The organism is Streptomyces sp. Ac-502 (assembly GCF_045222935.1).
Taxonomy (GTDB): Bacteria; Actinomycetota; Actinomycetes; order Streptomycetales; family Streptomycetaceae; genus Streptomyces; species Streptomyces monomycini.
Genome location: NZ_JBHFFO010000001.1, coordinates 9310330 through 9335664, shown reverse-complemented (window position 1 = coordinate 9335664; position 25335 = coordinate 9310330). Strand labels below are relative to the sequence as shown.

General features: G+C 69.0%; 20 protein-coding genes and 5 pseudogenes. 13 read left to right on the top strand and 12 right to left on the bottom strand.

What is annotated here, in order from left to right; genetic code table 11:
- Positions 1-85: 85 nt before the first annotated feature.
- The 7 genes and pseudogenes from ACEXOX_RS42510 to ACEXOX_RS42480 all read right to left on the bottom strand — a co-directional run.
- Positions 86-262, bottom strand: a complete 177-nt coding sequence (locus tag ACEXOX_RS42510; protein WP_406525974.1) for a hypothetical protein — start codon at positions 260-262, stop codon at positions 86-88.
- Positions 263-446: 184 nt separating this feature from the next.
- Positions 447-776 (bottom strand): hypothetical protein, encoded by a 330-nt coding sequence (locus ACEXOX_RS42505; protein ID WP_406525973.1) that lies wholly within the window; start codon positions 774-776, stop codon positions 447-449.
- A 72-nt stretch (positions 777-848) separates the two neighbouring features.
- Positions 849-1016: a hypothetical protein gene (locus tag ACEXOX_RS42500; RefSeq protein WP_406525972.1), complete on the bottom strand. Its 168-nt coding sequence runs from the start codon at positions 1014-1016 to the stop codon at positions 849-851.
- 153 nt (positions 1017-1169) lie between these two features.
- A complete protein-coding gene (istB, locus tag ACEXOX_RS42495) occupies positions 1170-1976 on the bottom strand; it encodes an IS21-like element helper ATPase IstB (protein WP_402271166.1) in 807 nt (268 codons plus the stop codon).
- Positions 1969-3366, bottom strand: a complete 1398-nt coding sequence (locus ACEXOX_RS42490; protein ID WP_406525971.1) for a transposase — start codon at positions 3364-3366, stop codon at positions 1969-1971. The genes istB and ACEXOX_RS42490 overlap by 8 nt, the downstream gene beginning before the upstream one ends.
- A 367-nt stretch (positions 3367-3733) precedes the next feature.
- A complete protein-coding gene (locus tag ACEXOX_RS42485; protein ID WP_406525970.1) occupies positions 3734-4627 on the bottom strand; it encodes a DUF5655 domain-containing protein in 894 nt (297 codons plus the stop codon).
- Between the two features lie 439 nt (positions 4628-5066).
- Positions 5067-5797, bottom strand: a pseudogene (locus ACEXOX_RS42480) (transposase); the annotation flags it as partial.
- Positions 5798-5939: 142 nt separating this feature from the next.
- Here ACEXOX_RS42480 and ACEXOX_RS42475 point away from each other — a divergent pair.
- Together ACEXOX_RS42475 and ACEXOX_RS42470 are read left to right on the top strand one after the other, a co-directional pair.
- Positions 5940-6059 carry a helix-turn-helix domain-containing protein gene (locus ACEXOX_RS42475; protein WP_406525969.1) on the top strand — a complete coding sequence of 40 codons (120 nt, stop codon included), beginning with the start codon at positions 5940-5942 and terminating at the stop codon, positions 6057-6059.
- Between the two features lie 142 nt (positions 6060-6201).
- Positions 6202-6680 (top strand): annotated as a pseudogene (locus ACEXOX_RS42470) (transposase).
- A gap of 16 nt (positions 6681-6696) precedes the next feature.
- Here ACEXOX_RS42470 and ACEXOX_RS42465 read toward each other — a convergent pair.
- From ACEXOX_RS42465 to ACEXOX_RS42450, 4 genes and pseudogenes are all read right to left on the bottom strand, one after another.
- Positions 6697-6909: pseudogene (locus ACEXOX_RS42465) on the bottom strand (transposase); the annotation flags it as partial.
- A 36-nt stretch (positions 6910-6945) separates the two neighbouring features.
- Positions 6946-8790: an FG-GAP-like repeat-containing protein gene (locus ACEXOX_RS42460; RefSeq protein WP_406525968.1), complete on the bottom strand. Its 1845-nt coding sequence runs from the start codon at positions 8788-8790 to the stop codon at positions 6946-6948.
- 67 nt (positions 8791-8857) lie between these two features.
- Positions 8858-9577: a hypothetical protein gene (locus tag ACEXOX_RS42455; RefSeq protein WP_406525967.1), complete on the bottom strand. Its 720-nt coding sequence runs from the start codon at positions 9575-9577 to the stop codon at positions 8858-8860.
- Between the two features lie 98 nt (positions 9578-9675).
- Positions 9676-9861 carry a hypothetical protein gene (locus tag ACEXOX_RS42450; RefSeq protein ID WP_406525966.1) on the bottom strand — a complete coding sequence of 62 codons (186 nt, stop codon included), beginning with the start codon at positions 9859-9861 and terminating at the stop codon, positions 9676-9678.
- A 101-nt stretch (positions 9862-9962) separates the two neighbouring features.
- Between ACEXOX_RS42450 and ACEXOX_RS42445 the strand changes: the two genes are divergently transcribed.
- Positions 9963-11063 (top strand): hypothetical protein, encoded by a 1101-nt coding sequence (locus ACEXOX_RS42445; protein WP_406525965.1) that lies wholly within the window; start codon positions 9963-9965, stop codon positions 11061-11063.
- 43 nt (positions 11064-11106) lie between these two features.
- Positions 11107-11604 carry a hypothetical protein gene (locus ACEXOX_RS42440; RefSeq protein ID WP_406525964.1) on the top strand — a complete coding sequence of 166 codons (498 nt, stop codon included), beginning with the start codon at positions 11107-11109 and terminating at the stop codon, positions 11602-11604.
- Between the two features lie 55 nt (positions 11605-11659).
- Here the strand turns inward: ACEXOX_RS42440 and ACEXOX_RS42435 are convergent, their stop codons facing one another.
- On the bottom strand, positions 11660-13186 hold the full coding sequence (locus tag ACEXOX_RS42435) for an RICIN domain-containing protein (protein WP_406525963.1): 1527 nt from the start codon (positions 13184-13186) through the stop codon (positions 11660-11662).
- 150 nt (positions 13187-13336) lie between these two features.
- Between ACEXOX_RS42435 and ACEXOX_RS42430 the strand changes: the two are divergent.
- The 9 genes and pseudogenes from ACEXOX_RS42430 to ACEXOX_RS42390 form a co-directional block, all read left to right on the top strand.
- Positions 13337-13997: pseudogene (locus ACEXOX_RS42430) on the top strand (IS21 family transposase); the annotation flags it as partial.
- Between the two features lie 1081 nt (positions 13998-15078).
- Positions 15079-15367: pseudogene (locus ACEXOX_RS42425) on the top strand (hypothetical protein); the annotation flags it as partial.
- Between the two features lie 759 nt (positions 15368-16126).
- Positions 16127-16780 carry a hypothetical protein gene (locus tag ACEXOX_RS42420; protein ID WP_406525962.1) on the top strand — a complete coding sequence of 218 codons (654 nt, stop codon included), beginning with the start codon at positions 16127-16129 and terminating at the stop codon, positions 16778-16780.
- Between the two features lie 40 nt (positions 16781-16820).
- Positions 16821-18326: a glutamate--cysteine ligase gene (locus ACEXOX_RS42415; protein ID WP_406525961.1), complete on the top strand. Its 1506-nt coding sequence runs from the start codon at positions 16821-16823 to the stop codon at positions 18324-18326.
- Positions 18326-20062, top strand: a complete 1737-nt coding sequence (locus ACEXOX_RS42410; protein ID WP_406525960.1) for a flavin monoamine oxidase family protein — start codon at positions 18326-18328, stop codon at positions 20060-20062. The genes ACEXOX_RS42415 and ACEXOX_RS42410 overlap by 1 nt, the downstream gene beginning before the upstream one ends.
- A gap of 92 nt (positions 20063-20154) precedes the next feature.
- Positions 20155-21387: an amidohydrolase family protein gene (locus tag ACEXOX_RS42405; protein WP_406525959.1), complete on the top strand. Its 1233-nt coding sequence runs from the start codon at positions 20155-20157 to the stop codon at positions 21385-21387.
- A 1103-nt stretch (positions 21388-22490) separates the two neighbouring features.
- Positions 22491-23171: an ATP-binding protein gene (locus ACEXOX_RS42400; RefSeq protein ID WP_406525958.1), complete on the top strand. Its 681-nt coding sequence runs from the start codon at positions 22491-22493 to the stop codon at positions 23169-23171.
- Positions 23168-24523, top strand: coding sequence for a hypothetical protein (locus ACEXOX_RS42395; protein ID WP_406525957.1), 1356 nt, complete (start codon positions 23168-23170; stop codon positions 24521-24523). Before ACEXOX_RS42400 ends, ACEXOX_RS42395 begins: the two co-directional genes overlap by 4 nt.
- Positions 24504-25328: a response regulator transcription factor gene (locus ACEXOX_RS42390; RefSeq protein ID WP_406525956.1), complete on the top strand. Its 825-nt coding sequence runs from the start codon at positions 24504-24506 to the stop codon at positions 25326-25328. Before ACEXOX_RS42395 ends, ACEXOX_RS42390 begins: the two co-directional genes overlap by 20 nt.
- The last annotated feature ends 7 nt before the right edge of the window (positions 25329-25335 follow it).

The window sequence follows — 25335 nt, the reverse complement described above, 5'->3', positions numbered from 1 at the left end:
CACCCCGAGCTATCCCCAACACAAGGGACACATTGCAACTTCGTACGGAACACAGGGACCTCGAACCGGCACCCCGGCACACGGGTTAACCGGGCCTGCTCACCCAGCGGATGACCAGGGCGCAGGCAAGCCCGAAGGCCGCAAGGATGCCGACCACCTCCAGACCCCATCGGACCCAGGCGAGCCACTGATCAGTGAGGACGACCAGCAGGAGGCCGCCGGTCAGCGCCAGCACGGCCATGATGCAGGCGAAGACAGCCACCCGGGCCCCCTGCGACAGGGGACGGTCCCACCCAGACGGTGAGGGTGATGCCGATCTCGAAAATTCCTCAGTGTCGCTCTTCGTCCCAGTTGGTTCACGAAGTGAACCAACTGGGGAATGTGGGGAGCGGAAAGCAGAAGGACTCACCGATCGCATGTCGGTGAGTCCTTGAGTGCGGGATGCGTCAGTGGGACGAGACGAACCCTGTTGACTGGTCGAGATGAAAGGGTGAGCCGGGGCTCTCGGGCGTCCAGCCCTGAGTGAGAGCGGTGCGGATGGTGTCAGCCACCTGGGATGGCAGGACTGGGCTGCTTGGGGTTCCGAACCAGTTGCTCGGATGCGGCTGATTGGTAGTGATCACCAGCGTGGTTCCTGGATTGTCCGCATGCTCGACCGCGTAGGTGAGAGGCGAGTGGACGAGTCCCTGGTCGTAGGTCGGCCGTCCGCGCAGGCGCCATCGGTAAGTGGTGTCGTCCACGTTGATGAGCCGCGATCCCTTTTTGACCAGTGCCATGTCCACATCCTTTCCCATGCGACAGTAGTGAACGGCGACTGATCGTGTCCTGCCGATTCCCGTCGGACGGTGTCAGCTTCTGCGCATCGGGATCACGTCCCGGCTTGTTGCTGGGATGGTCGGTCGCGCGGCCTCGGGAGTGGCCAGCAGGGCGACGATGGTGACGGGCTTGCCGCAGTGCGGGCAGTTGCGGACGGCTGTGGGCGCGAGCGGTGTCGGGTCTGGTGACGCTGGCGTCATCCGTTCGCCTTCAGTGGCGTCGGAGGCTTCGTCGCGTTCGCGGCGTCGGCGCCGAGCGGCCTCTGCTTTGCAGCGGGGGTGCAGTAGGTGTGTCGGGCCGCCGCATTGCGGTTGACCTGGAATGACGTCCAGCAGATGGGGCACTCCCGGAATTCAGCCAGCACGTCCGGTCACTCCTTTGCGGAGGTTGTCGGCATGCGACTGGTGTGAGCGGAGCCGGTAGGAGGGTCCGTCGATGCCGACGACGGCAGCGCGGTGAAGGAGCCGGTCGAGCATCGCGGCGGCAACAGTCGCGTCGCCGAAAGCTCCGGCCCAGTCGGCAATACCGACATTGGTCGTGAGGATCGTGCTCGACTTCAGATACCTCTGGTTGATCACCTGGAAGAGGGCTGAAGCGCCGTCGCCCGGCAGCGGGAGATAGCCCAGTTCGTCGATCACGAGCAGGCGGGGGCCTGCGAAGAACCTCATGATGCTTGACCATCGGCCTTCGAGTGCTGCCTTGTGGCACTTGGCGGCGAGTTCGGCGGCGGTGGTGAAGTAGACGCGGTGGCCGGCGTCGACCGCGGAGCGGGCGAGTGCGACGGCCAGCATCGTCTTGCCGACGCCGGGCGGGCCGACCAGCAGGACGTTGGAGGCGTTGTCGAGGAACCGCAGGGTGGCCAGGTCTCGGATGAGTTTCTCGTCGACGCCGGGCTGGGCGGCGAAGTCAAAGTCGTTCAAGGTCCACGGTTCTGGCAGGCAGGCGAACCTTAGCCGGGAGGAGAGTTTGCGGGCTTCGGTCGCCTCGACCTCGATCTCGAGGAGTTTCTCCAGAGCGGTGGTGAGCGTCATCCGCTCAGCTCGCGCCTGGTCCAGGACGCGGGGAAGGGCTTCGGCGGCGTCGTTGAGTTTCAGGTAGGACAGGTGGCCTCGCAGCTGCTGGTAGCGACGGGCCTCGCTCATCGGCATGGGATCACTCACTCTCACGCTCCTGGTCTTGATGGGTGGGGTCTTGCCGCAGCCGGTCGGCGACGGCGGCGTAGTGGGACAGGTCGATCACGACCCGGTGCGCGACGTCCGATTCAGGTCGGCCGCGAAGCTTCTCGGCTTCTGCCTGGGCCGCTGCCGATGGGGGCCGGCGGACCTTGGTGCGGCATGGTGCCTTGTCCGAGAACGAGGCGAGTACGGCTCGTTCGAGGGCGATGACGTGTCCGGCGTCCCGGATGGTCTGCCCGGCTCCGTCCGGTGCCCGGCGGTGGTGGGCGATGACCGCACGGCCGGCGGTGACCACGTGCAGGTCGTCCTCGCCGAGCCGGATTCGGACGGTGACGTGTGCGCCGGTGAGCCCGGGCGGGACGGAGTAGTAATTACCGGCGAAGGAGACGAGTCCTTGGGGACTGACGACGCGGGTCTGCTCGAGCTCGGCGGGGAACGGGCGGGTCGGCAGTTCAAGCAGCGGCTCGGCTTCTGCCAGCGCGGCGACGGTGGTCGGGGCTCCGTCGAGTTTGCGTTTGCGGCTGTCCATCTGCACGGCCAGTTTGTCGATGCCGTTCTGGCCCGCCTCGATGCTGATGCCGTCAGGGACGGTCCGCCACCAGCGTTGGGCTGCCGAGTGGTTGGCCTTCTCGGCGACGCCCTTGCGGTTGCCCCGGCGGGGCGGGCAGATGTCGACGCCGGCTCCGTAGTACTTCGCGACGGCACCGAAGGTCGGCAGGATCCGTCCGGTCGGCGGGTGGCAGACGGCGGCCATCCGGTCGAACCGCCACCTTCGGGCTGTTCCGCCCAGGCGACGCAACACGGCGTCGATAGATTGAACCAGGTGCGGGAAGGTCTCGGCCTCCGCGAGCACGGCCCGCCATCGTCCCGAGTGGGCCAGGGCACCGACGAGGAGATGCGCGTGGGCACCGACGCCCCACTCAGCGGGCGGGTCGGGGAGCTCGACCCAGTCGAACTGGATCTCCTCGCCCGGAGGATGCGCGATGATCGCCACGTCGCGGCCGCTCGAAGCCCGGCATGGTTCGCAGTGCGGGCGTGCTTTGTATCTCCGCAGGGCCCGGGTGAAGGTGGAGTAGCCGCCTGCATAGCCGAGTTCCACCACTTCCTCGAAGAGCGTCGAGGCCCACAAGTGAGGGTCGTCGCTGAGTCGTTGGCGGCAGTACTCCAAGAAGGGCATGAACGCGTCCGGCGACTGACGTCGATAACCGGAAACTCGCTCGCCATTCAGGTACGCGCGGATCGTCTTGCGGTCGTGCCCCAGGTGCCGGGCGATCGCCGAGATCGACCAGCCCTGACGACGCAGCGCGTGAGCATCCACGTCTTCCTCCCAGGTGAGCATCCAGGGCCCTTCAAGCAGGCCGAACTCCGTGCTCACGCAGGCTCTCCACGACACGCCGGCACCAGTTCGACACGCCGGAAAGGATCACGCAAAGGGTGGGGAGATCACCTGAGCAGGTTTGGCCACCTGGAGAGCGGCACCTGAGGAGATTCAAAGAGCGCCATCAAGGGTTCAGAACGCATACCGTGACACTCCCTTCGTATACGCGACAGCCGGGTAGGCGCGCGATGCACCGCGCGCCTACCCGGCGCTTTGTATCAGCGGCCCCCGGTCAGCCAAACCGGGAAATCACCGCTTCACTGGAAGTCCACCGCCACTTCTGCCCCGCCGTCGAAAGGCAACCGACACCAGACCTGCCCACCACTTCATCCCCGGCCAGGACGACGCCCTGCAGCCTCTCGCGCTACGCCGCGGCGTAGCTGAGGCGGAACAGATCCCGGGCCCGCTCCAGATCTCGCTCCGAGCGCAGTCGGACCTCCAGGTCGCCGGTGCCGTGGTGGCCCAGCCCCGTCACGTCCCGGGTGAAGCCGGGCACCAGGCCAGCCTCCTTCGGGTCGGCCTTGAGGTAGACGAGCAGCTTGCTCTTCTGCGGCGGGCACACGCAGGCGAAGTTCCGCAGCCGCCGGTACGCCCGGTAGAGGCGGTTCTCGGTCGTGGTGACGTCCTGCCCCAGGCCCAGCAGCGTCTCATCGACCGCGGCGGCCAGCTCCGCCATCGCCCCCTGCGCCCGGTGCCCGCGCGTCCTCTCGGCCACGCGCCGACGAAGGGCCGTCCCGGTTGTCGCCGTCTGCCCGGTGACGGAGGCCACCGCCTCCAGGCCAACGAGCCGATCGCCATAGAAGCGGTAGCGGACCAGGTCGATACTGCGCCGGTGCTCGCGCACCGCATGCACGTCGTAACGGGTGAAGTCGCCCGCCACACAGATCAGCCGCGGCGCGCTCCACCGCACCCAGGACGCGGCGGCCGCCCCCAGGCGCTCACGGACCAGGTGGCCGAACTCGGCCCGGTGGTCCATCAGCCACGCCAGGTAGAACAAGCCCTGATTTATGACGCCCGAGTCGACGCCCCGCTTGTACTCGACGATAACCGGCGATCCGTTCTCGTTCAGTCCGAGCGAGTCGATCCGTCCGCCGTGCACCGGTCCGGTGCTGTATTCGCTCGCCAGGAACCGCACGCCCAGCATCGTCTCCATGTGCGCCTCGACGAGATGCTGCACATCCGCCTCGATCTCAGCAAGACGCGGCGCGACCTCGCTCACGCCGCCGTTCATCGTGTGGAACAGCTTCAGCCCCGACACCTTCCCCTCCTCGACTCCGCGACTCCGCGACTCCGCGACCTGCAACGCCTGCGAGGACCAAGACTGTTTCCGCAGAGGGCCGCGAAACGGTGAAGATGATGTGAGAGCCTGGCCGTAGCTACTTGGAACCCTCGTGTCTCCCCGGACATCGGGAGTCTGTCGTTCCCCCATGCGTCCCCCACGCCCCGGAGGACAGCTCGGGAAGAGCACGTTTGCCCAGGTCAGGCGCCACGCAGTCGATGATGGATCGAGTGCCTTTTAAGCACTTGACCTTAAGCCTCGATCTTTCGTGACGGTCTAGCGACGTAGTCGGTAGACCGTTTCGCTTTCTGTGGCTGATGGTGGGCAGGCCAAGGGCCCGAGTGTCGTCTCGGGTGGACGCCGGGTTCCACTGCTCCGGTCTGGACTGTTTCCCTCATAGGGGCGGGAAGGCTGCCGGTCAGCCGGGGTTCGGCAGGAGTGCAAGACGTCCGAGGGCCGTGGTGACCTCACCGGTCCAGGGCCAGTGGCGGTCGAGGCGCAGGATGCGGCGCCGGCCGGTGGTGACGAGTTGCCCAGCCACGGAGGACAGGCGGAAGCGCAGACGGCGGGGTTTCCAGAGACGGGCCTGGCCGGTCAGGGCGAGCATGGGCATCCAGGCCAGCAGGACGAGAGCGAGCTGGACGATCTCCAGCCACACCTTGTTCTGCGCGGTGTCGTGCAGGGGCAGGTTACGTAGGCCGGTCACGCGGGCGGCCCGGATCCGGTCCTCGGCCCGGGCTCGCAGGCGGTGACGGAGCTCGAGCTGGGGGACCGGACAGTCAGCGGTGTTGGTGGCAAAGCACGTGATCCGCATGCCGCCTGCGTCTGTGGTCCTCAACTGGGCTACCGGATGCGGACGTTCCTTGCGAACGATCAGCCTCATGCCCTTCGGCCAGCCGTCAAGGAGGTCTCCGGTGAGTTCGGCGACCCACGCTCCGTCGCGGACCTCGCGGCCGGCCTGGACGGCCGGGGTCCAGGCCGATGCCGGGATCTTCAGGACATGCTGGTGGATGGCCTCGATGATCACCAGCCAACGGAGTAGGACAGCCGGCGCCCGCGCCGGACGAGCCATGCCACGAACCCGTGGGCTCCGCCCGCGGAGTCGCAGCGGATGAGGGTCTGCCGCCCGCGCCGGTACTTCTTGGGCAGTTACTGACTTCGGCTCGTCAGGGTGATCTTTCCTGAAGTGCCCGGTAGGGGATGGGGTGTTGGTTGCATCCCGTGGTGTGTGAGGTATGCGGGTGGGGGCGGGCTGACCGCTTCGGGACGTCGGCGCCGGGAGACGGTACGGGTGCAGGCGGCTGAGCTGTTCGAGCAGGAGGCCAAACCGCCCGAGGTCGCCCGGCGGCTGCGCGTGAGCCGGAAGTCGGCCTACCAGTGGCGGTGGCCGAGCGCGACGAGCAGGCCGTGACCGTGTGGAAGGAGGCGACCTGGGCGCAGGTAGCAGGACCCGGGCGGCCTGCGGGGGCTGCCTCTGCTTCGAGGACGAGGCAGGCTTCACCCGCCGGCCGCCCAGAGGACGTACCTGGGGCCGGCGCGGCCACATCCCGGTCGTGACCGTCAGCGGGCGGCGCTCGGGACGCCTGCCGGTGGCCGGGCTGATCGCCTGGCGGCCGGGTTCCCGCACTCGGCTGTGCCACCGCCTGCTCACCCACCCTGCGGGCAAGGGCACACGACGCAACATGAGCGAGCGCGACTGCATCGCCCTCCTGGACAGCGTTCATCAGCTCGTCAGGGCACCCGTCGTGCTGGTGCGGGACCGGCTCAACACCCACGTACGATGCGGGAACTGATCGCCGGACACGACTGGCTGACGGTGTTCCTGTTGCCGGCCTACTCACCACAGCTCAACCCGGCCGAAGGGGCATGGGCCCACATCAAACGCAGCCTGGCAAACCTCGCCGCCGTCGCCCTCGACCGTCTCGAGACGCTCGTCCGCAACCGGCTCAAACGCCTCCAGTACCGGCCCGGCATCCTTGATGGGTTCATAGCCGGAACCGGCCTGCCACTGGACACACCAGCATCACCCTGACACACCGAGATCAGTAAGCGAGGGCGAGGCGTGTGGCCTCGACGTGGTCGGCGGCGGTGTTCGAGTCTGCGTTCCCGGGCCTGAGCAGAGCGGCGACGGGTTCCCCGGTCCCGCCCGGTCCGTGGTCAACGAATCCCATCAACGGGTGGTGCCCGTAGGTCTTCTTCCAGGTCGGGGCGGCATCCTGCTTGTCGGAGTGGGCCGGCACGAGCACGCCGTCCAAGCCCACATCATCCGCACACGTGACTTGGAGGTTCTTCGACGGTTATCGGGTCCTGAAGCGGCGGTAGAGGTTTCGGGCCACGTGCACGCCCGGGCCGCCGAAGCCGACGATGTCGACGCGTCCGTCTCCGGTGATGTCGGCGAGGAAGCGGGGGTGACGGTCGATCCGCCAGGCGCCTGCATCATCGTTGTAGCCGAATCCACGGCACACCAACTGGGCCTGTTCGAACTTGCCGCCGCCGAGGCTGTGCGACACCCAGACGCCCTCGTCGCCGAAGCCGACGATGTCGGGGTTGCCGTCGCCGGTGACGTCGGCGAGGAGCCGGAGGTGTTTTCCGCCCGTCCACCCTTGGGCGAGTCCGAAGTCGTTCAGGACGAGCTTTGCGGGCTCGAACGTGCCGTCGCCGCGCCCGCGGGAGACGGCGACGCCCTGCGGGCCGAATCCGACGATGTCCAGTGCTCCGTCGGCGGTGGTGCTGACCAGGAATCGGGGGTGTTCTTCGACCGAGCTCCACCCCTGGTCGCCCCCGAAGTCGTCGAGGACGTACAGCGGGTCGGCGAACGTGCCTTCCTCGTCCTGGAGGGAGATCCAGACGCCGTCGTCGTGACAGCCGACGAGGTCGAGCCTGCCGTTTCCGGTGGTGTCGGCGAGGAAGCGGGGGTGCTTGTCGACATGCCAGCCGCCCGCATCCTCACTGTGCCCGAACGCGCGGAAAGCGGGTTCGTCGCCGATCGGCACGAACTTTCCTTCCTCGTCCTGGAGGGAGATCCAGACGCCGTCGTCGTGACAGCCGACGAGGTCGAGCCTGCCGTTTCCGGTGGTGTCGGCGAGGAAGCGGGGGTGCTTGTCGGCATGCCAACCGCCGGCCTGCGGGCTGCGTCCGAACGCCTTGAGGGCCGGCTCACCACTCGCAGGTGCGAACGTACCGCTCTCGTCCTGGGCCGACACCCGGACTCCATCAGCGGCAAGCACGACGGCATGTGGCTTGCCGTCACCCGTCACGTCCGCGAGGGTCCACAGGTCCGCGGGGCTCGCGGAGGGTGCGGATGGGTGCAGGACGCGTTCGTCGTCGTCGAACGTCCCGTCGCCTCTGCCGGACGAGGTCACGGCCCCCTTCCCGGGTTTGAGTCCGACGATGTCCGCCTGCCCTTCTCCTGTGGTGTCGGCGAGGAACCGCGCACCGAGCCCCGCCCACCAGCCCGATTGCCCGCTGGGAGAGCGGGTGGTGGCTCCGCCGCTGTTCCACCCGCCGGCGTCCTGGTCGCTTCCGAACCGTTTGAGGACCAGCAGGACGTTGCTGAAGGAGGGGGTCGTGTCAGGTGCCGGCCGGAGTGCGGTCGAACGGGACAGGCGCCAGGACTGGCGGCTGTTCCAGTGGCTCAGTGGTGCCCAGTGCAGCACGGGGTCGCTGGCGCGTTCGGGCTTGGCCGTCACAAATCGCCACCGCTGGCTTTCCGCGCTGTCGTCGTACTCGCGCAGGACGATCCGGGTGCCGTCCTCGCCGTCCTCGCCAGAGTCGGCGAGGTCGAGAACGGCGCCACCGGTGGTGTCCTCGATGACGTAGAGGCCCGCTTCGCCCTCCACGGGGACGACGTGCCACTGCTGGGCCTTCTTGCCGGCGGCGGCTTTGTACTGGCGGACGCCGCGGTCCGTGGCGGCGGGGTTGTCGAGCACCTTGCCGTCGGCCGCGTTGCGGATCACGTACGCCTGCTCGTCCGGCGCGGCTTGTACGGGGGTGAGCTGCCACTGCTCCGGGCTCGGGCCGTCATCGGGGTAGTCGCGGACGACGAGCGCCCCGTCCGCGTCCGGCGCGGCTCTGGCGCCGAGGGGCTGCCCCGTGGCGGCGTTGACGATCTCCAGCTTCAGTTCTTCCGTGGGCACGGGCATCGTGGTGCCTCTTCCAGGCGGTGCGGGCGTGGGCTCGGTACGGGCGTAACGCGGCGGCGGCCGCAGGTCACGTGAAGACGTGGTGGTACGGGACGCTCCACTCGCTGGGCAGCCGCGGGTAGAACGTGTTGATGACCGTCCCGGTGAAGTCCCCGCCCCAGTTGTAGGTCAGACGCGCCTCGCTGTCGGCCGTCACGGCGTGGTCCTTGAACCCGAGGATGGTGTCGGGGTGGGTGATCGGCACGAAGGTGATCCCGCCCCATGGCGTCACCGTGACGACCCAGAGCTGGGTGTCCTCACTCGCGCCGTTCTTCCCGCGCCACTTGTCGCCGACCTTGCCGGGCAGACCCACCTGGACGGCGTCGGCCGTGCTCTTGGGGGCGTCCTGGTGGACGGTGACGCGCCTGCGCGTCGGCTTCGGCGCGCCGTCGTCGCCGCGCCCGGCGTCGGCTCCGCCCGCGCCAGCTGGTGGGGGTGTCACCTGGCCTGCGGCGCTCTCGATGAAGTACAGCGGCCGCTGCCCGAAGAAGCCGCCGGGGGTGATGTACCAGAGGTGGCCCTGTGACTCCTTGGTGACCGGGTCGAGTGCGGTGGCCAGCTTGACCCCCTTGTCGTGGCTCTCCTCCTTCAGCTCGGCGGGCCGCAGGTGGCCGCCGTTGAAGGCGTGGACGAGCATGACCGGCCGGCTTTCGAGCAGGGCAGCCACGATCGCGTTGTCGTAGCTGTTCACCGCCACCGGGCCGCCGACCACCAAATTCGCCATTGCCGTGCGTTCTTGGGTGTACATCGCGGAAACCTCACCTGTTCTTGACGTGGAGAACAACGCGGGAGAACAACGCGTCGGACGCTCAGTACAGTGATTTACCACGCGGCATAACAGTAAGGTCAATAGCCCTCGATCGAAACGGCTCCGAAAAGCGAATGCGCGACCGAAGCAAACACCATCAAAACCGGCAAGGTGCAGGTCACACCACCCCTTGGTGTGAATTCCGGGCAATCGTCGACGGGCAGCCGGGCTGTGCGCTGAATCGCCATCACCCGATTGAGCGCGATATTCAAAGAGGCCTTCACGGGCAATGGAGCCCGTGTTAGCTTCGCTTGCGGGAACGTGTGCAGATGTCTGTTTCCATTTCACCAAGCGCTGTTTCGACCAGATTAGTCGAGGACAGAAATTGCCTTCCACCGCGTACAACCTGGAACGGGCCAAGCGCCAGCCCCTGACGAAGAAGAACCTCCGGGAACTCAACATCGAGCAGACCTGGAAGTCCATCCTGGACCACCCCAACCTGCTCTACGTCGACGACTACGGTGTGCGGCACAAGCCCGTCGGGTTCTCCGTGAACAAGCTGAGCTTCGGCGATTTCACCGGCCGCTCCGCGTTCGAACTGGGCTGGCTCGCCTACATGAACCTCGGTGAGCCGCTGATCGAGGAGCGGCGCAACATCAGCCAGCCCCCGCCCGACACGTTCTCCTCCCGCACCTACGTCAACCGCAGCCAGAAGTCGGACATGAACTTCACCGACTCGGTCGATTTCACCGTGTCCAACGGCGCCACGTGGTCGCTTACGGGGGACTCCAAGCTCACCTTCGGCGGCAGCGTCAGCGCGCAGCTCCAACTGCAGCTTCAGCTGCAGCTCGGTCTGAACCTTCAGGCGCAGCTTCAGACACAGCTGAAGAACGAGATGACGAACAAGAACACGAACACATGCACCAACAAGAACAGCAAGGACAGCGTCGGGGTGGATGTTGCGAACGCGGTCGACATGGGCATGACCAACGGGATGACGAACTCCGCATCGGGCTCGGTGACAGGCTCGACGGCGTTCACGACTACGGGCAGCGCCTCCGGCACCGCGGGGCTCAACGCCTCGCTGGCGCAGGGCATCGCGGCCTCCACCGGCGGCTCCCTGACCACCGGCTGGGCCTCGAAATCGCAGATCTCCGGGACGGTCCCGGCAGGCTCCCGCGTGGAGACCCTCGTGACGCAGCGCCGTACCCGCAAGCAGTACTCCTACGAGATCCCGGTGTCCTTCTCCGGCCTGCTCGCGGTGCAGTACGCCGTACCGGTGGCGGTCCTGGCTCCCCCGCAGCGCGGGGCCTACCCCGGTCTCGACCGGCTGGTCGCCCGTGACATCGGCGACATCGACCTGGCGGGCGGCGGCTTTCGCATGAAGGGGCTGGCCGAGGTCGTCTCCGCCCTTGAGGTCCACCACACGATGTTCGACGGCGAGAAGCTGACCGACAGCCAGCGAACGCCAAACAAGCAGCCATGACCGGCGGGCGGTAGCGCCACGACGACGACCAGAGGGGACGACCATGGTGTTCCACAACGTCTTCAACTCCGCGAGCAACAGCGCGGGGCTCTTCACGGTGACCCCCGGCCGCGACAGGCCGCAGCCGGGAGCGGACATCGACTTCGAGGACGCCGACGACGACACATACGACGACACGAGCTCGAGCTTGTTCACCCGCGGGATCCACGGGGCTTCCTCCCGGGCGAAGATTGTGCAGGAGCAGTTGCCCGAAGCGCGGGTCGTCCTGGGCTTCCTCGGCGCCTTCATCCACGGCACGCAGACATCGGCCGACACGCAGGCCCAGTACGCGCGGAACCCCGGCTCAGTATCCGAGGCGGCGGCCGCCGGCATGCAGAAGTCGAGTGAGACAGTGACGGACCACAGTGGCCTCAAAAAGCCCGACGACCTGAAGGACATGCCGAAGAAGGACCAGTGCATGCGGCCCAAGGCGGAAGCTCCCAAGGCCGAGAAGGCCGAGGCGCCCAAGGCGTCTGCGGAGAAGCCGGACCGTCCCGAATAGTGGCGGCGTTCCGAGGGGCCAGGGGCGTTCCTGCCGCTGGCCCCTCGTTCATGTGTCACACGGGAAGCAGTTGCCACTGCCGGTCGCGGTGGTCGCCCTCCGCCACATGCTGCTTGATTACGGTGCGGGCGTTGGTGTCGACGCGCAGCAGCAGACCACTGTGGCGATTCGCGATCTCGTAGACCCGCGGGATCTCGGTCGCCGAGCCCACCGGGACGAGTCTCCACTGCTGATGGTGTGCGTCACCGCCCTCGTAGGCGCGCTGGGCGAGAACGGCCCCGTCCGCCGTTCCCGCTCCGACGACTTCCAAGACCTTGCCGCTGCGCACGTTCTCGATCGTGTACAGAACATCGCCCTTGTCCTGGCCCGCCACCACCAGCCGCCACCGCTGGTGGGCCCTTGGGGAAGCCAGGGTCTGGTGGATCTCGGCCCCGTCCTTGGTGGACTCGCGCAGCACCCCCATCCGCAGCCGGCTGCGGACGCTGGCCCAGGAGACCACCGTGCCCGAATCGGGCAGCCCGGCCATCCGCGCCGACGCGATTTTCCGAAGCCGGTGGCCGCCCCAGGAGGCGATGTAGAGGGCATCGACGCAGTCCACCGCGAGCCCGAACGGGCCGTTCAGCTGGGCCGAAGCGGCCGGGCCGTCATCACCGTCGGAGCCTTTGACGCCCGTGCCGGCGACCGTGCTGATCATTCCGTCAGGGGTGATTCTCCGAATGCGGTGGCCGCTGTGCTCGGCGATGTAGAGGGTGCCGGTGCTGTCTGCCAACACCGCCAGGGGGTTGTTCAGCTGGGCCTGCGTGGCTGGGCCGTTGTCGCCGCCGGAGCCCTTGGTGGCCGTGCCGGCGATCGTACTGATCTTCCCGTCGGCGGTGATCTTCCGGACCCGGTGGTTGCCGGAATCGGCGATGTAGAGGTCGCCCGCGCCATCCACCGCCACCCCGTACGGGTTCTTCAGCTGGGCTGCAACCGCTGGTCCGCCGTCTCCTCCGAATCCCGCGGACCCGTTCCCCGCGACCGTACTGATCTTCCCGTCAGTGGTGACCTTCCGGACCCGGTGGTTGGTGTACTCGGCAACGTAGAGGGCGCCGGTGCCGTCCACCGCCACCCCGAACGGCTTGTCCAACCGGGCGGCCGTGGCGGCGCCGCCGTCGCCGCTGAATCCCGCGGTGCCCGTGCCGGCGACCGTGCTGATCTTCCCGTCGGTGGTGACCTTCCGGACCCGGTGGTTGTCGGAATCGGCGATGTAGAGGGCGCCGGTTTTGTCCACCGTCACTCCGCGCGGGAAGTTCAACTGGGCGGCGGTGGCGGGGCCGCCGTCGCCTCCAGGGCCCGGTTTGCCTGTGCCGGCGACCGTGCTGATCTTCCCGTCAGTGGTGATCTTCCGGACCCGGTGGTTGGTGCGGTCGCAGAGATAGAGGGTGCCGGCATGGCCCACCGCGACCCCCGACGGGTTGTTCAGCTGGGCCGAAGCGGCCGGGCCGCCGTCACCGCCGAAGCTCGGGTCCCCGGTCCCCGCGACCGTTCTGATCGCAGGCGACGAGCCCTCGTCACCTGTGGCTGCCGTCTGGGGAGTGCTCATCGTCATCCCTTCACCGTTCACCGGCCGCCTGCTACAGGCGGTCGTCGCACGGTTCCAGAAAGTCATAAGAGCATTGGGGTCGGCAAGTCCACTCCCGAGTGGTTTGCGGAGCGCGTTGCCGAGGCACCACACCGGAACGGCAGCCGCCCCACGGTGCGGCGGTATGTGAAGCTGCGCGGGCAGGGCTCGGACCCGACCCGGCGCCTCGAGCGGCCGAAGATGATCGAGCCGTTCCTGCCGAAGATCGAGGAGCTCATCGAGCGGTCCCAGGCGAAGATCGGCGCCGATGTGGTCCACGAGAAGATCACCGCGCTCGGGTTCACCGGCACCGACCGCACCACCCGGCGGGCGGTGGCGATCGCGAAGGTGTCCTGGCGGGCGGGGAACCGGAGGGTGTTCAGGCCGTGGACGCCGGAGCCGGGCCTGCGGCTGCAGTGGGACTGGGGCGAGGGGCCGCGGATCAAGGACCGTCGGACCTGGCTGTGGTGCGCGTGGCTGGCCTGGTCCCGCTTCCGGGTGGTGATCCCGGTGCTGGACAAGACGCTGCCGACGATCGTCGCGTGTCTGGACACCACGCTGCGGCGGATCGGCGGGGGCACCGACGTATGCGCTGACCGACAACGAGAAGACCGTCACCATCGACCATGTCGCCCGTGTCGCGGTGCGCAACCCGGCCATCGTCGAGGTCGGGCACCACTACGGCATGAGCATTCGTACCTGTCTTCCGGCCGATCCGCAGTCCAATGGCGGCAGCGAGGCCACCGTGCGGATCGCCAAGCGGGACCTGGTGCCAACCTGGGCCCACCTACGCAACGCCGGATGATGTAAGCCGACCTCATGAATGGCCGAAGTCCCACTGCGGGCACCCCCATGCCTGGGGGCTGTTTCCTGGCTCGCGCGGACCTTGTGGTCAGCGAAGTCATGGGCTCCGAACATTCGAGGCTCCTCTCTTGATTCGCAGGGCCGCCTCACCGGCCTCGAGGTGCTCCCCCTCGCGTGACGCTATTCCCCAGACTTGAACCGACCGCACCTGAGCGGTACGGCACGCAGGACAGACCCCCGGCTGTCGGCGGTCTCCGGAGCACATAGAGCGGCCGCCGCCCGTGTGGGGTTGAACACCCGGGCCATCACCCGCCAGCAAGTCATAACGATGGTCGAGGCCAAGATCCGGTCCATACACGGACCAGCACTCCCCCACGGGCTGTCCCCGTCGGCATTGCCGCAGGTCCGCACCAGTATGAACCAAGTACCACCAACCGACGAAGAACTTGTTGGTGTCGTATTCGCCGAAAAAGCTGGAGTTCTCCTGAGCCCACGAAAAAAGGCGCCTGACCTGGGCTTTCCCCCGTCAGGCGCCTTCCGTTGGGCTCACTCAGAGTCAGGCCCGGTTTGCGCTGTACGTTCGATGTGCGCCCTGAGCATGCGTACGAACTGCGGCGGTACGGGCACCGGCCGGGTCGCGCTGACCGCACGGCACTTGAGCGAGTGCGCTTCGTGCGCCGCACCGTCGTCCGTCCATTCCTTGCCCGAGGTGACCACGCCACCCGACAGGTTCAGCAACCCCATCCGGTCTCGGGCAGATGGCATTGGTCGAGCCGGAGGTGAATGACCTCCGCGGGCCGCATGGCCGCGTAGTACATGCACCCGAAGGGTCTGGGCGGGGTTGGGGACAGCGGCTGGGTCCACTTTCGGCAAAGTAATCTTTCTCCACCGCAGTGTTGAGAGCCTCATTGAATGCGGCCCGCTTGCGCCGTGCCGTCTTGGCCGCAGCGGCCGTGCCGTCCAGCTTGCGGCACATGGCATCCAGCGCCCTGCGCAGCACATCGGCTTCCGCGAGAGAGCTGTCGGACAGGGAGTGGCGCTTCATCCAGTCGAGGGCTTTGCGCCACTCGTCGGCCGGCTCCCGCTGGGCGATCGAAGCCTGCTTCCAGGCCGCCAAGAGCGAGTGCGGCCTGGACCAGTATGAGGTCCGCCGCTACGTCGGCTGGTACCGCCACACCACCCTGGCCATGCTCGCAACACGCCTACCTCGCCGTCATGACCGCCGCGGCGCTGGAAAAAGAGGAGCAAAAACGCCCCCACCGGCCTGGCGCCCCTCACCGTGGCAGTAATCCGGCGCACTGCCGGCGGCTGGTCGATCCCTGCCTGAACACCGGACAGACCGCTGGCCTCGCGCACTGAGCTGGTCCCGATGGCGCAGACGCCCTCAAGCCATCGCGCAACGGTCCCACTACAGCCGACGGCATCGCGCCGCGGCGGGGTTTTCGAAAGCTCCACCCGACGGCACGTCAGCTACCTAGGCTGAGAAAACACCGCCTGACCAGCAGGAATCGCGTAGCGCGACTGGAGTACCAGGTGCCCACCCACCGCTACTGTGCTGGTGCCCGCCCAGGCGCCGTACCGGCTACACCCCGATAGTCGCCTCGCGCCGCGGCTCCGCTCCCCCGCACCCTCAGGCCGGGGGTGCCCCGTCCGGTGCTTGGCGGAGATCTCCCCCTCGATGCGGTGTTGAAAAGGGCCTGCTCGGCTTAGTCTCGGCGTTGGCCCGTCGTTTTCGGGCCACACCATCGTTCGTTCCGCGAATGTCTCATTCTTTTCCTCCAACGGGTGGGGCAGTTGCCGACAGATGCGTACGCGCGTCCCGTTGCCTGCGTGATGCCGTTAAGTGTGAGTTCCGGACAGTCGGCAGGACCCGTTGCGCTGGTCAGAAAACGTGCATGCAACTGTGTTCACGCAGTTGGAATGCCTGGATTCAGGTTCTGTAGCCAGTTCAACCGGTCCTCCGGCGGCGAACGGTCATGGCGGATTGCCGTCCCGGCCGTCTGAGCAGCACCGCTGCGGGAACACACGTGTACAGAGAATCTTTCTGTGGGGCGGGACGCACTTGCGCAGTCCCGTCGGCATCAGTCGATGTACGCACACTCAGGAATCGAGGCTTTCTTGCCTGCCACCGAGTTCATCGAAAGGGTCGGCCTCAATGTGTCCGACCACCTCAGCGCCAATGAATTCCTTTCCCTGGCGCGGGAGAAACGGATCGGGAAAGAACACTTGCAGCGGTTCGCGCTCGCCGAGTTCCAGTCGCAGGAAGCCGAGTTCACCGCTTACGGGCTGCTGTTGTCCCGGTTCCCGCACGAGGTACCCGGCGGGTTCTTCTCCTTCGTCGGTCACGAGCTGATGAAGGCGCGTCACCGGATGGTCAGCGGACTGGCCCCTGCGCTGGGCATGTCGCCGGACGAGATGCGCCGCATGCCGCGGCTGGAACCGGTGCGGCGCTTCACGGAATTCATTTCGTGGACGGCGTTGCATGCCGGAGCCGGGGAAGCGGCGCTGCTGGCCCGCACCGACTTCACCCTGTGGTGCAACACGTGCGCGGTCCTCGCCGACGTCCTGCGCGAGGCGCAGGACACGCCCGCCGAGGCGGTGGCCTACATCGACGCCTACCGGGAGAACCCGCCGGAGGTGGCCGACGGCGTCCTGCAGGTGATCGAGTACGGCCGGGCGAACCACGAACCGGACGAGTGGATCACCCGGAGCGCGGTGCGGATGGAGCCGGCGCTTCGCGACTGGTGGAGAGCCGTGGCCACCGCCGGGTGAAGAAGGCCACGACAGTCGAAGCACGGAATGCGGGGCTGGTATGGGGCGCCACGTCGGTGACGTCACGTTCGCCGCGGAAGACTTCTCCCGCTTCCGCAGCCGCCTGCGGCAGTGTCTGGAGACCCTGCCGCGTGTGGTGGGCCATGGTGGCTTCGGTGTGCTGCCGGCCATGGTCGGTGCGGAACTGGAGCTGTCTCTGGTGGATGCGAGCGGCCGTCCGGCCCCGGTGAACACGGCCGTCCGCGCGGCGCTGGACGACGAGCGGATCGCTTTGGAGGTGGCGCGGTCCAACGTCGAGGTGAATCTGACCCCGGTCACTCTGGCGGGGCGGCCGTTCACCGCGCTGGCCGGGGAGGCTGAGTCGATGCTGGCCCGTATCACCGCGGTGTCGCTGCCTCGGTACGGGGCGCGGGCCGTGCCGATCGGTACCTTGCCCACACTCCGGGCGGCGGACCTGACGGCGGGCGCCTTGACCCCGCAGCCGCGTTTTCACGCGCTGGAGGAGGCGTGGGCCAGGCGCCGGACCGCACCGTTTCCTGTGCGTGTAGGAGACGGGGCACAGGGCGTCGTGGCGGCGGAGTCGGTGGCGGTGCAGGGAGCCGCGTGTTCCTGGCAGGTGCATCTGACGGTGCCGCCCGACCGGTTCTGCCGCACCTTCAACGCCGCCCAGGTGGCCAGTGGCCCCGCCCTGGCCGCAGCAGGCAACTCGCCCCTGCCGTTCGGGTGTCGCGCGTGGCAGGAAGCACGTATTCCATTGTACGAGCACGGCTTCGGTGACCGGCAGGGCACCGGGAGGCAACGGGCAAGCCGGCCCCGGGTCGGCTTCGGCCACGCCTGGCTGCGCGGCGGGCCGCTCGCCGCGTTCGAGGATGCGGTGCGCAACTACGATGTCCTGCTGCCCGCGCCCCGCAGCGCCGACAGCCGGCCAGGGGAGCCGTATCCGGCGTTGGAAGAACTGCGGCTCCACCTGAGCACGCTCTGGCCGTGGAACCGTCCGGTGTACGACCCGGCCGGAAACCTGCGGATCGAGTTCCGGGCTCTTCCCTCCGGGCCGACCCCGCTGGACATGGCGGCGAACACTGCCTTCCTGATCGGCCTGACCTACTGGCTGGCGGCAGAGGAACGGGACGTGGCGCAGTGCCTGCCGTTCGCCCACGCCAGAGCCAACTTCTACCGGGCCGCCCGTAATGGCCTGGACTGTGCCTTGTGGTGGCCGCCGTGTCCCGGGGAGACGGTCACTCGCGAACATCAGGCGGCCAGTCTCGTCAGGCGGCTTCTGCCGCAGGCTCGGGCAGGACTGCGGCTCGCCGGCGTAGCCGCCGACGAGGCGGACGGGTTCTTGCACCTGCTGCAGTGCCGGGTGGCTTCAGGCCGGACAGGCGCATGGTGGCAGCGGCGCGCCCACGAAAGCCTGGGTGACCGCACCGGCCAGGCCGCCGGTCTCCGCGAGTTGGGGGAGCTGACCGAGCGTTACGCACGGCTGGCGGAGCACCGGGCCCCTGTCCACACCTGGAATCTTCCCTCAGACGTCCGACGGAGACCGTGATGTACGAGAGCGCGCCCCCAGCCACGGACCTACAGGTCGACTTCCCTTTCGACTACGCCGCCTTCGTCGCGGGTGACCGGCGCGTGGGACGGCTGCCCGACGAGGCTCTGGGTGCGCGGGTCGCGGTCATCGGGGCCGGCGGCAGCGGTCTGACGGCGGCCTATGAGCTGATGCGGGCAGGATGCCACCCGGTGCTGTACGAGGCCGAGTGCAGTACGGACGGGCCCGGCGGGCGCCGCCTGGGCGGACGGATGGACAGCCGGCGCCTCGCCGAGGCGGACAGTGCCGTCGTCGAACTGGGCTGTATGCGGTTTCCCGACTCCGCGGCGCTGGTGCGCCAGTACGCGCGCACGTTCGGGGTACGGCTTCGTCCTTTCCGCGACAACTACGTCCCCGAGGTGACCCCGGTGACCGTGCTGGACGTCGACGGCCGGCAGTACCCCGCCCAGCAGATCACCGACCTCCACGCCCTTCATGACGGCTTCCGGACCGCGCACACCCGCTGGCAGGACGCGCTGACCCGCATCGGTCTCTTCCAGCTTCAGCGGGACGTCGCCGCACGGGACCTGGGCGCCGTGCGGCGGCGCTGGCGCGACCTGACGGCACGCTTCGAACAGTGGTCGTTCTACCGGTTCCTGCGCGACGCCGCAGGCGCGGGGCTCTCCCACGAGCAGGCCAGGCTCCTGGGCACCGCGGGTGTGGGGCCGGTCGCCTGGGACTGCTTCTTCGACCTCAGCATCGTGGAGATCCTACGGATGCTGCTGTGCACCGAAGGAGGCACCCAGCTCTACGCCCCCCAGGGCATCAGCCGCCTCGCCGAAGGATTCTGGGCCCACCGCACCCCCACCGCGCAGGGGCACATCCGCAGCCTCGAAACGCTCAACCACGGCGCCCTGCGGCCCGCCGTTCGCACGCTGGACGTCACCGCGGACGCCGCCGGAGGCGTCGTGGCGCACAGTGAGGACGGCCGCAGCGAACGCTTCGCCGCCGCCGTGTTCACCCCGCAACTGCGACTGCTGGAGACGGGCATGGAGCTTCGCTCCACCGATGCCAGGGCTCCGGCCCTGGGGTCCCGGATGTGGCGGGCCGTACGCCGGCTGCACTACTTCCAGTCCGCCAAGACCGCGCTCGTCACCCGGCGCCCGTTCTGGGCAGGCACCTCACTGGACGGTGTCACCCTCACCGACCGGCTGCCCCGCGCCGCCTACACCCTCGACTACGGACCCGCCCCCGGCCCCGGGGGCCGCCGGGCCGTGCTGGACCTCAGCTTCACCTGGGCCCAGGACGCGATGAAGGTCGCACCGTTCACTGTGCAGGAACGGGTCGCCCTGTTCGTCCGCGACCTGGCCGCCATCCATCCCGAAGCGGCGCCGGATCTGCGCGCGCACGCGGCCGCCGACCCGGCGGTCACCGTCTCCTGGGAGGACAGGAGGAATTTCCAGGGGCTGTGCCGCTTCTCCTGGCCGGGCGACCACCCCTACCAGCGCGACCTGTTCTGCCACTTCATGAAGGACTTCACCGGCACCCCGGCCGTGCCGGGCGAACCTCCCAACGCCCTGTTCCTGGCCGGCGACGACACCTCCTGGTCCCCGGGCTGGCTCGATCACGCCCTGGCCTCGGGCCTCAACGCCGCCTGGGGCGTCCTGCGCCAGCTCGGCGCCCGCAGCGACCCGGGCAACCCGGGCCCCGGCGACGTCTGGCACGACCCCCGCTACACGCCGATCACCGTGCCCTGAGCACAGCGCACCCCGCCCCGCCCCGCCCCGCCCGGCCTCGGCCCGCCGCCCGGCCCCGGCCCCATCCCACCTGGCCCTTTCCCGGAGACACCATGCCCGCATCCCCCGGCCGAGACCTCCTGCTGCGGCCCGACCGCATCTGGGACGCCGTCCAGGACGGCCCCGTCACGGAACAAGCCGTCCTGGTACGCGACGGCCGCATCGCAGCAGTCGGCCACCACCTCACCGCCACAGCGCAGACGGACACGGTGGCCATGCCCGGCTGCACCCTCATGCCCGGCTTCATCGACTGCCACGTCCACCTCCTGGACGAGACCGCCGAGACGGCACCATCGGCCTACCAGGCCCTCACCGCCGTCCCCGCCCTGCGCACCCTGCTGCACCACGGCTTCACCACCGTACGAGACCTGGGCAGCGCCCACCTGCCCCTGAACGTCTCACTGCGCCGGGCGGTGCAGGACGCACTGATCGAAGGCCCCCGCATCATCGCCGCACCGAACATCCTCTCCCCGCCCGGCGGACACAGCGACAAAGCACCCGAACTCGCCCAGCGCTACGGACACCAGATCGGCACCCTCGCCGACGGGGAGCACGAGCTGCGCCGCGCGGTACGCGAACAGTCCCGGGCCGGCGCCGACTGGATCAAATTCGCCGGCAGCGGCGGCTTCACCTCAGCCGTCGCCAGCCCCGACAGCACCTCCTACACCCAGGCAGAGATGCACACCATCACCGACACCGCCGACGACCTCGGTCTGCCGTGCGCCACCCACGCCCTGAGCGACCGCGCCGTACGACGTGCCGTCGCCGCCGGCGTCCGGAGCGTGGAACACGGCTACTTCGCGACCGCCACGACCTACCAGACCATGAAGGAGGCAGGCATCTTCCTCGTGCCCACCCAGTACGTACAGACCTACTTCCTCGACCGGCTCGACGACGACAGCTTCTGGACCAGCGACAGGGCCGCGATGCGCCGCACCTACCGGGCCCACGCCGAGCACCTGCGCGAAGGGCTGCAAAGACCCGCCCGAACCGGAGTCACCATGGCCTTCGGCACGGACGCCGGGCTGTTCCCCTACGCCGACAACTGGCGCGAGTTCCCCACCCTGATGGCCAACGGGTTCTCCTCCCTGCGCGTCCTTCGCTCGGCGACCAGCACCGCAGCCGCCCTGCTCAAACGCCCGGACCTGGGCACCCTCACGCCCGACACGGCAGCGGATCTCGTCGCGGTGGAAGGCAACCCCTTCCACGACATCACCGCCACCGGCCGCATCCGCCACGTCATCCAAAACGGCCGCCTCATCACCGCGCACCCCACCACGTCATGACACGGTGGGCACCGCGCAGGACGTGTTCTCACCGGCCCGCCCTCCCCGTCCTTTGGCCTCAAAGCTCCGCTCCCGAAGCCAGCGTGAGTGTCTCATCGGCGGAGCAGGCCGGCGTGAGGTCGACGGGCAACGGGAGCGGCGGCAGAATCAGCCGTACCCGCCCTGGCACCAGATGCACCGGCCGGGGGCATCTGCGTTGCCTGCGCGGGACCGTGCCCACTGCCGGGCAGGCTGTTGTCGCCGGAGTCGAGCGGCACGGCACACCCAGCGAACCGGCGACGGACGCCGGCTGTGGGACCGCCCCCGCTGTCTCGCAAAACAGCCCGATGCGGGTCTCCTGGCCCGCATCGGGCTGTTCAGTCGGTAGGCACGGGCCGCATCGACCGACCATCCGCATCGGGCGCGTCAGGGGCTGGCTTCTCGCCCGCAGCGCGTACCCGAAGGCTGGAAACGCGTTCTAGACGGCTGGACTCCGGTGGTGGGCTGGTAGGGTCTGCGCGAGCCAGTCGGGGTCGGCGGCGAAGGCGCGGGCGCGCAGGCGGTCCAGGGCGCTGGCCAGCGGCAGCTCCGTCCCCAGGACCGGTGGCGTCGTGCGTCCCGGGGCCCTGAGCGCGCCGTCTGGTTCAGCTCCGGCCCCCGCGCGCACTGCTCGCCGGAACCTGTGGCACGCTTCGGGACCGCGTCCGAGCAGGGATACACGGACGGAAGAAGAACGTCATCAGATTCGTCCACGCCGCCTGCCGCGTAGTTCCAGCCGATGTGGTTCTTCCAGGGAATCACCCGGGTGCCTCGTGGGGAGGCTGGCGACCATGCCGTCACTGCGGGCGCACGAGAACCAGCGAACCCGGGCGGCGCATGGCTGGAACCGCCCTCCCGCGGCGCCCCGAACGGTTGGCCATTGAACCTTCGCTCGCGCCGGGGCGTATTCCCGGCAGCACGGTGGAGGCACCTCCGTCAGGGGCCGTCCGCACGAGTCGCCGGTGCGGCCGTCTGCCGACGGACCTCTCGCACAGGCCCGTCGCACGCCTGCCCGTGCACCCGGGCAGGGCTCCGGGGCCGGCCGTGGTACTGGTCCGTTCCTCGAACCCGTCAAAGGGAGCGTCATGGGGTCCAACGCACAACCGTTACCGCAGGTCCGCGGCCGGGATCGGCAGTTGGCGCAGGTCCGCGCCAACCTGCGGCGGGTGGCGAGCACCCGGCACAGTGGCGTCCTGGTCGTGGAGGCCGCGCCCGGGGCGGGCAAGTCCCGCCTTCTCAGGGAGGCTGTCACCCTCGCCGGCGGCAGCGGTTTCGCTGTCGTCAACGGCACCACGGCCGGCCCCGGGACCGTCTCCGATGGACCGGCGGCGCTTGCGATCCGCTCGGGCATGTCGGGTCCCGCCGACCACCGGTGTCACTCCCCGCAGGTGACGTCCGTGATCGAGTCGGCGCGGACATGGTTGCGCGACGACAGTGAGCGCCGGCGCGTCCTCGTGGTGCTCGACGACCTGCATCTGGCATCCCGGCCCGCCTGGACAGCGTTGTGCGAGCTGATCGAGGCCTTCAGTACCCGGCCGACGCTATGGCTTCTGGCCTTCTCCTCGGACCGTGACGCTGTCTCGTCCGAGGCGGTGCGAATCTGCCTCGGCAAGCTGAGGAGCAGGGTTCCGGTGGAAGCGCTGCACGAGCTGGGGCCGCTCTCGGGTGAAGCGTTGACGCAATTGGTCACCGATGTGACCGGTGCCTCCCCCAGCTCGGCCCTCCTGGCCCTGGCCGAAAGCGTCAACGGCACCCCCGGGCAGTGATCGAGCTGATGCGCGGGCTCGTGGAGGACGGCGATGTCTGCCTGGTCGACAACACCTCGCGCTTGCATCCCGACGTCAGCGGCGGCACCGCGGACGGGGCCGGTGTGTGCCTGCCCGCGCCGGTGCCGAAGCGTTTCGCCGGGCTGCTCGAAAAGGATCTCCAGTCGCTGTCCGAGGCGACCCTGAAGGCTCTTCGGGTGGCAGCGGTGCTCGGATCCCCGTTCGCACCGGAAGATCTGTCGGCCCTGCTCGGCCAGACACCGGTCGCCCTGCTGGCGGCGGTGGACGAAGCCGTCAGCCGTAAGCTGGTGGTCTGCGGCGAGCACGATCTCGTGTTCCGCAGTGAGCCGATCTGGCGGGCCCTGCTCGACTCGGTGCCCTTACCGGTGCGCGCGTTGCTGCGCCGGCAGGCGGCGCAGGTGCTGCTGTCGCGCCGCGACGGCCTCGCGCGCGCCGCCCTCCAACTGGTGCACATCGTCCAGCCCGGTGACATGGAGACCCTGCGTATCGTCTCCGAGGGGTCCCGGAAACTGCTGGCCGCCGATCCGTCGACCGCGGCGTCACTGGCGATGCGCTGCATGGAGTTGCTGCCTCCCGGGCAGGCCGAGCGCCTGCGGTGCGCGAAGACCGCGGTCGAGGCGTTCACCCGAGCCGGCCACCTGGAGAAGGCGGTCACCTTGGCCGAGGACACCATCGACGAGGCCACCCGGCTCGCGGCCCTGTCACCGGGCTCGCTCGCCGAGGACGTCGCCGCACTGCGGGCGGCGATGGCGGCCGCACTGCTGTTGCAAGGAGACGCGCCCAGGGCGCACCGAGCCGCACGCGACGCGCTGACGGCTCAGGAGGCCGGCTTCGGGCGCCGCCAAGCCGTGATCGCTCATCTCGCCGCCTCCTGGCTGACCGGTGACAGTACCGCGCGCAAGCGGGTCCAGGAGATCCTCGACGCCCCCGGGCGGCACCCACAGGCCGTGCACGTCGGCGCGATGGCCTTCCACGCGTTCGGCCAATGGCGCGCCGGCCGGGCGGGCGACGCGCTGCAGACCCTGCGCCAGGCGGTCGCCCTCGGCGGCGGGGACCGGGTCGCACAGTTTCTGGATCCACGCTGGTTCCTTGCCTTCACGCTCACCCGGCTCGACGAATACCAGGAGGCACAAGAGGTCATCGAGTGCTGCGCACCGTTGGCCGCCGCGCAGGCAGGCCCGGCCGCCGCCGTCGCGGCCGTCCTGCGAGCACCGCTGTATCTGGCCCAGGGACGCCTGGAGGCGGCCGAACAGGCGGCGCGGAACGGTGTGGGCGCCGCCGGCCCGTGTGTGCCGATGCTCGCCCCCAGGCGTGGCTGGTGCTGGCCCTGACCGCGCTGCGCCGGGGGCGCTCCCCCAGGCCGAGGATCACCTCAAGACTCTGGAGAAGGACTTCCCGACAGCTTCCTGGAGTCCCTGGTGGTCCGCACGCCTGCTGCTGAACGCCCAACTGGCCGAGGCGCGGTCGGACTTCGGTGCGGCCGCGGAGATACTGGCGGAGATCGCTTCGGAGGCCGGTGCGCTGCGCGAACTGGCCCTGGAGGACTCGGCGGCCGCGGCCTGGTGTGTGCGCTGCGCGCTGGCGGCGGACCGGCCGGACCTCGCCCGCGCCGTCATCGAGGCGACCGAGGACCTGCGACGGCACAACCGCGGCGTTCCCGCGGTGCTCGCCGCAGCCCTGCACGCTCGCGCGCTCGCCGACAAGGACGCGGACGCGCTGGCCCAGGCCGGCCGGCTGCACCGCAATCCGTGGGCCCAGGCCGCGGCGGCCGAGGACCAGGCCGCCCTCCTGCTCGACCGTGGCGACCAGGAGAACGCAGTCAGCGCGCTGGACCGGGCGCTGGGTGCGTACGGCGCGCTCGGCGGCGAACACGACGCCGCCCGCGTACGGGCCCGACTGCGCCGGCTCGGGGTGCGGCGCCGGCACTGGACGCGCACCGAACGCCCGGTCTCCGGCTGGGAGAGCCTGACCAAGACCGAGCGGAAGGTGGCGGAACTGGTGGCGGGCGGTCTTACCAACGCGCAGGCCGCCCGCCATCTGTTCATCTCCCCGCACACGGTCGGATTCCACCTGCGGCAGATCTACCGCAAGCTCGGCATCCGCTCCCGTACGGCCTTGACCCGCTTCACCCTGTAGCGCCTAC

What these genes read in the sequence shown, in the direction of transcription:
- ACEXOX_RS42415 (WP_406525961.1), top strand. Translation starts at nt 16,821, where the DNA reads ATGGGGCGCCACGTCGGTGACGTCACGTTCGCCGCGGAAGACTTCTCC.
- ACEXOX_RS42405 (WP_406525959.1), top strand. Translation starts at nt 20,155, where the DNA reads ATGCCCGCATCCCCCGGCCGAGACCTCCTGCTGCGGCCCGACCGCATC.
- ACEXOX_RS42410 (WP_406525960.1), top strand. Translation starts at nt 18,326, where the DNA reads ATGTACGAGAGCGCGCCCCCAGCCACGGACCTACAGGTCGACTTCCCT.
- ACEXOX_RS42435 (WP_406525963.1), bottom strand. Translation starts at nt 13,186, where the DNA reads ATGAGCACTCCCCAGACGGCAGCCACAGGTGACGAGGGCTCGTCGCCT.
- ACEXOX_RS42400 (WP_406525958.1), top strand. Translation starts at nt 22,491, where the DNA reads ATGGGGTCCAACGCACAACCGTTACCGCAGGTCCGCGGCCGGGATCGG.
- ACEXOX_RS42455 (WP_406525967.1), bottom strand. Translation starts at nt 9,577, where the DNA reads ATGTACACCCAAGAACGCACGGCAATGGCGAATTTGGTGGTCGGCGGC.
- ACEXOX_RS42500 (WP_406525972.1), bottom strand. Translation starts at nt 1,016, where the DNA reads ATGACGCCAGCGTCACCAGACCCGACACCGCTCGCGCCCACAGCCGTC.
- ACEXOX_RS42505 (WP_406525973.1), bottom strand. Translation starts at nt 776, where the DNA reads ATGGCACTGGTCAAAAAGGGATCGCGGCTCATCAACGTGGACGACACC.
- ACEXOX_RS42440 (WP_406525964.1), top strand. Translation starts at nt 11,107, where the DNA reads ATGGTGTTCCACAACGTCTTCAACTCCGCGAGCAACAGCGCGGGGCTC.
- ACEXOX_RS42460 (WP_406525968.1), bottom strand. Translation starts at nt 8,790, where the DNA reads ATGCCCGTGCCCACGGAAGAACTGAAGCTGGAGATCGTCAACGCCGCC.